The following is a 4528-nucleotide window of genomic DNA, read 5'->3' on the forward strand; positions in this document are numbered from 1 at the left end:
AAATTCAGACACACGAATCTTTTTTAGAATATTAAATTTAGTCAGAATTTTTCAGGTCAGCCATTAAGGGTAACGGTCTTGTGTATGAAATGTAGCGTATAAATAGACGCTAACTTTTCGGATTTAGCACGAGCCGAATTTTTTATTTTATGTTTAAATTTCTTTTCTAAATATAACCAAATAAAAAATTTGGCGTATTTTGTAAATATACAAAAACCTCTCGGAAAGCCTTTAATAGCTATGTTTTATACACGTTGTTACCACCAGTTTTTAATCACATCCGCCACAACCACCGCAACTACTACATCCACTATCACAAGAAGAGCAACCAGATGCGTCAAATTCAGAATCAAATGAATCTAAAGTGTCATCAAAGCTATCAAAATATGAATCAAACATATAATCGTCTTCAAAAAAGTCAACATATAACCACCAATCACTGTCAGAATCATAAGTATCACTATGTAAAACTTTTTGTTGATTTAGTAATTCTTTATCGATTGTTTTTAAAAGTTGAAAATCTAAGTTTTTTAATAAGAAAATATTTCCTCCAATTCTCAATAATAACTCTAATCCTTTCTTCTTATCATTATGAAGCAGATGGTCTATACTTTTATCAATCTCATTTAAATAGTTTGATATTTCTCTCCTTAGTTTGTTTCCGTTGTCAGTTAGTTTATTTAACCTAAATAAATTTAATAAGAATGATTGCTTAAAATAAGGGGTGATTTCTCGATTACTTCTTGTCGATTTTTTAAAATTCCAGCTTCCGTTTGAAGTATCGTAAGCCATTTTTATAAAGTTCTTAAATAGTATTTGAATTGAAGGACTTTTAATAAATGGACTCAAATAAATTAATTCGTGATTTTTTGGCTGGTATTTATTAAAGTTTTTACCTGAAATTACATATGTATAAGTTCTAATGTAGTTGTCTCTAGGATGAGATTTTTTATCAATTTCTTTAATTTCAATTACTTTCTTTAGAAGTAAATCCATAAAAGTAAACTTCATTAAATCTTTCAATTTTACATAGGAACAATCTTTAATTAGCATTGTTTCTGCAGGTGTTATTTGAGATAGTATTTTCATTACTTTTTAAATCGTAGTTTAGGTATTATCCAATTTCTCTTTCTATTAACTCTTGTAAAGTGAATCTCGTTAAATCTTGTATCAATATCAACCCAAATGTCACTTGGTGGTTTTTCATTAAATATTGATTCGTAAAAATCAAGTGTTTTTGAATATTGTTCTTTAAATAAAGTTCTTTCCTCTGAGCCTTTTGTTGGTCCGTGATGAATATTTTTATTTATTGTGTTTTTACAAAGTTCAATCCAATATGATTCCGTGTAAAGTAAATGAAGATGCCAGACTTGGTCAATTTGGTCTGAAGGTGTTTGAGGGAAATCTGAAATAGTAATCAGAAAAATAAATTTTTTGTATTCCAATATTGTTCTCAGCGAATATTCTATTGACCAATCATTTTCTCTTGCCAATCTATCTGTAAATGTAAAAGAAGAATCTATGTCGTCAATTTCAAAATTTTGAATTTTATTCCATAATTTATTTTGTTCTTCTGTCATTTTTGGCAATTGGTGGTAACGTTCCCGGCTATGATTTCGGACTGGGAAAGCATGCGCTAACCAGTCAGCCAGAGATATATTTTAAAATTATTAATTTACATAGAAAAAGCGCTTAGCCCAGTTTGAAATATAGCCATTGTTACTTTTAGTGGTTTTTCAATTCAGCACGCTATAAATTCAAACACTGCGTTTTGAAAATTCAATCTTCTAAATTTTCAACTTAAACTATGGGTTTACAATTTACCTATAAAATTTCATACAAAGGAAATCCGACCGAGTAAAAAGTCCGTCTGAGTGAGTTTTTTTAATTTTAAAGTCATTCAATTCGGTCTTGAGTAAGCATTCCGTCTGAGTGATAAAATTCGCGCCTGAGTAAGTTTTATTTTTTTCAATTCACACCTGAGTGAGCATTCCGTCTGAGTGAATTATTTTTTATTTAAAAAGTCAGCCACGAGAATTTTAATATTACCGAAATTTTGATGTCGTACCATTAAAAGTAACGGTTTGTGTATGATTAGTTGCAGGAAATCGGCTATGATTTTCTGCTGTGGTACTAAGTTAATTAATTTGAGTGAATTTTCGGTGAGGAAATTCAGCCGCAATTAATTATACACGGTGTTGTAACACGTTTTTATTTAATGAAAATTAAAAAATTCTATTATTGACATTTATAGTTTAAAATCCTATTACACCATTGCACTTTATAAATAAATGCAGATTGGTCATAAAGCAATTCCTTATCTCTATAAGCTTTAATTCTTCCATTATTGTCAAAGTTAAATGAAATAGAATCACCCAATTTTAATTTATCAGATTTTTCATTATAGTTATAATTAAAATAAAGATGACCAATGAATTTAATTGTCTTATTATCATTAACGATTACCGCATAATTTTTATCAAGTTTCAATTCATAACCGCTCGGTTTATTCGTAGTAATTTGATCCAGACAAATAAACCCACCTCCGTGATCAATAAGTTTGGTATAGATTATTTTCCCTGTAAAATAGAATTTTTCGGCCTTCAAATAATTCATAAAGTCAACTTTATATTGTCTCGTATCTTTTTCCCTACTTTTGTTACTGAAGTAGATAGTCGGAATGGATATTATTAAAATAATTAAAATTAAAAACCTCATAAATCTACTAATTTTATTCATTTTAATACGTCTATCTATTTTGATGTGTTACAACGGTTGAGCTATGAACAGTACGGGGGCAAACTAGCGTTTGCTTTCCGCCACGCACATAGCGAAATCTATTGGTTTTGATTTATTTTTTCCTTTCCAGAGCAAAATCCCAAAGATTTTGCGGACTTTATAAAAATACGCAAACCATTCGTTTGAACCCGAAGGCCGTATTGTTTATAGGTTGTGTTGTAAGCTGGCTTTTTGCGTTCTGTTAAGTATAATATTCTCCATCCCAAGGCTTTTGAAAAGAAATAGTATTGCTTGGATATAAATCAATACTAACCGATTCTTCATTAGGAATCAATCCACATTTTATTCCATTAATATCTATCTCAAAAGTTTCAACTTCAATATTTCCGTATGTAACTTGTCCCAATTCCGTTACTAATTCACTCATCTTTTCCCAAACACTTTGTCTCTCGGTTTCCTTTTCTGTGGACCAATATTTGTAATCAGAAAATTTACCGTTTTTATCAAACAAATATAGAATTGCAAGCTCTATTCGATTTTTTTCTCTTTCTTCAGGAGCTAATTCTCTTATTGGTTTTTTATATGCAAAAGTTACGCTCCCAAAGAATAATTTTCCATCAGCCGCTTTTCCTAAATAATGAGTATGATATTCTTCCATTCGCATTATAGGTATTCGCCGAGGGATTTTCGACTCAATTTTTTTGGTTTTTTTGAATAATTTGAACATTTCTATATTTTTTCAAGCTTGCTTACAACGCCTAAGCTATGATTAGTGCGGATCCAAGGAAACTGTGAGGTTTCCGACTTCGCGCTAAGCTGAAGCTTTTTGTTTGTTTTTTATTTTTGTTTTTCAAAAGACAAATCCATTAGATTTGGCGACACCATAAATATACACAAGCCTTTTGATTAAACACTCAAACCCGCATTAATTATAGGTTTTGTTGTAACCAGTTTTTTACATTCAGTCGCAAACATGTTAAATTATATGCGAGAAAAAAAATCTAACTATTTTGTCTTTACATAGTTTAAGTTTAATTCATAATTCTATCACGAATATCAAGTATTCCGTCATAAAATTCTATGTAATAAATATTAAAGTCGTCTACTTTTTTTAATCCTGTAAAGTTGATATTATTTTTTATTCTTTGGATAACGTTTTTTAAAGAGTTTTCGTAATCGTTACTTAAATATTCAATAGTCTTTGTTATAGTTTCTTCGCTAAGTGATTCATTTAATTCAATCTCTTCAAATGTTTTATAGAGGTGTGCTATTTTTTCTCCAACTATTAAATTCCAGATATTTTTAACAGTGGGGAAATTTTCCGAGTTGAAGAATTGATATTTCCAATTTCCTGTGTTGAATTTCAGTTCAAAGGCTTCATCGCTGTTAACTTTTCCATTGTTAGAAATTAAATTATTGTAATGTTCAATTGTATTAAAACACAATCCAAAATGGTTATGGTCAATTCCATAATCAAAGGCGAAGGCATAGAATGTTTCTTGTGTTTGATTCAGACTAATAAATTCAGTAATAGATTCTGTAGTTGCGTTATAAAGCGACTCTTCAAAATCTAATTCCTTTTCAATTTTACTCCAATCTAATTTCAAGTCGATTATATTTTTTTAAATTGGTTACAACGTCTCGGCTATGATTTCGGACTGGGAAGTTATACGCTAACCAGTCAGCCAAAGATATATTTTTAAAATTATTACTTTACATAGAAAAAGCGCTTAGCCCAGTTTGAAATATAGCCATTGTTACTTTTTGTGGTTTTCAATTCCGCAAACTA

General features: G+C 29.7%; 5 protein-coding genes. All 5 read right to left on the bottom strand.

Going from position 1 to position 4528, the window contains the following annotated elements; translation table 11 throughout:
- Positions 1-270: 270 nt before the first annotated feature.
- The 5 genes from Q0945_RS15600 to Q0945_RS15620 all read right to left on the bottom strand — a co-directional run bounded on the left by Q0945_RS15600 (position 271) and on the right by Q0945_RS15620 (position 4346).
- A complete protein-coding gene (locus Q0945_RS15600; protein WP_299436457.1) occupies positions 271-1089 on the bottom strand; it encodes a hypothetical protein in 819 nt (272 codons plus the stop codon).
- Positions 1089-1580, bottom strand: a complete 492-nt coding sequence (locus Q0945_RS15605) for a hypothetical protein (protein ID WP_299436460.1) — start codon at positions 1578-1580, stop codon at positions 1089-1091. Before Q0945_RS15605 ends, Q0945_RS15600 begins: the two co-directional genes overlap by 1 nt.
- Before the next feature lie 658 nt (positions 1581-2238).
- Positions 2239-2739, bottom strand: coding sequence for a hypothetical protein (locus Q0945_RS15610; RefSeq protein WP_299436463.1), 501 nt, complete (start codon positions 2737-2739; stop codon positions 2239-2241).
- A gap of 241 nt (positions 2740-2980) precedes the next feature.
- Positions 2981-3397 (bottom strand): hypothetical protein, encoded by a 417-nt coding sequence (locus tag Q0945_RS15615; protein WP_299436466.1) that lies wholly within the window; start codon positions 3395-3397, stop codon positions 2981-2983.
- A 373-nt stretch (positions 3398-3770) separates the two neighbouring features.
- A complete protein-coding gene (locus Q0945_RS15620) occupies positions 3771-4346 on the bottom strand; it encodes a DUF4303 domain-containing protein (RefSeq protein ID WP_299436469.1) in 576 nt (191 codons plus the stop codon).
- Between the last annotated feature and the right edge of the window lie 182 nt (positions 4347-4528).

It is taken from the genome of uncultured Maribacter sp., from assembly GCF_947500405.1.
Lineage (GTDB): Bacteria > Bacteroidota > Bacteroidia > Flavobacteriales > Flavobacteriaceae > Maribacter_B.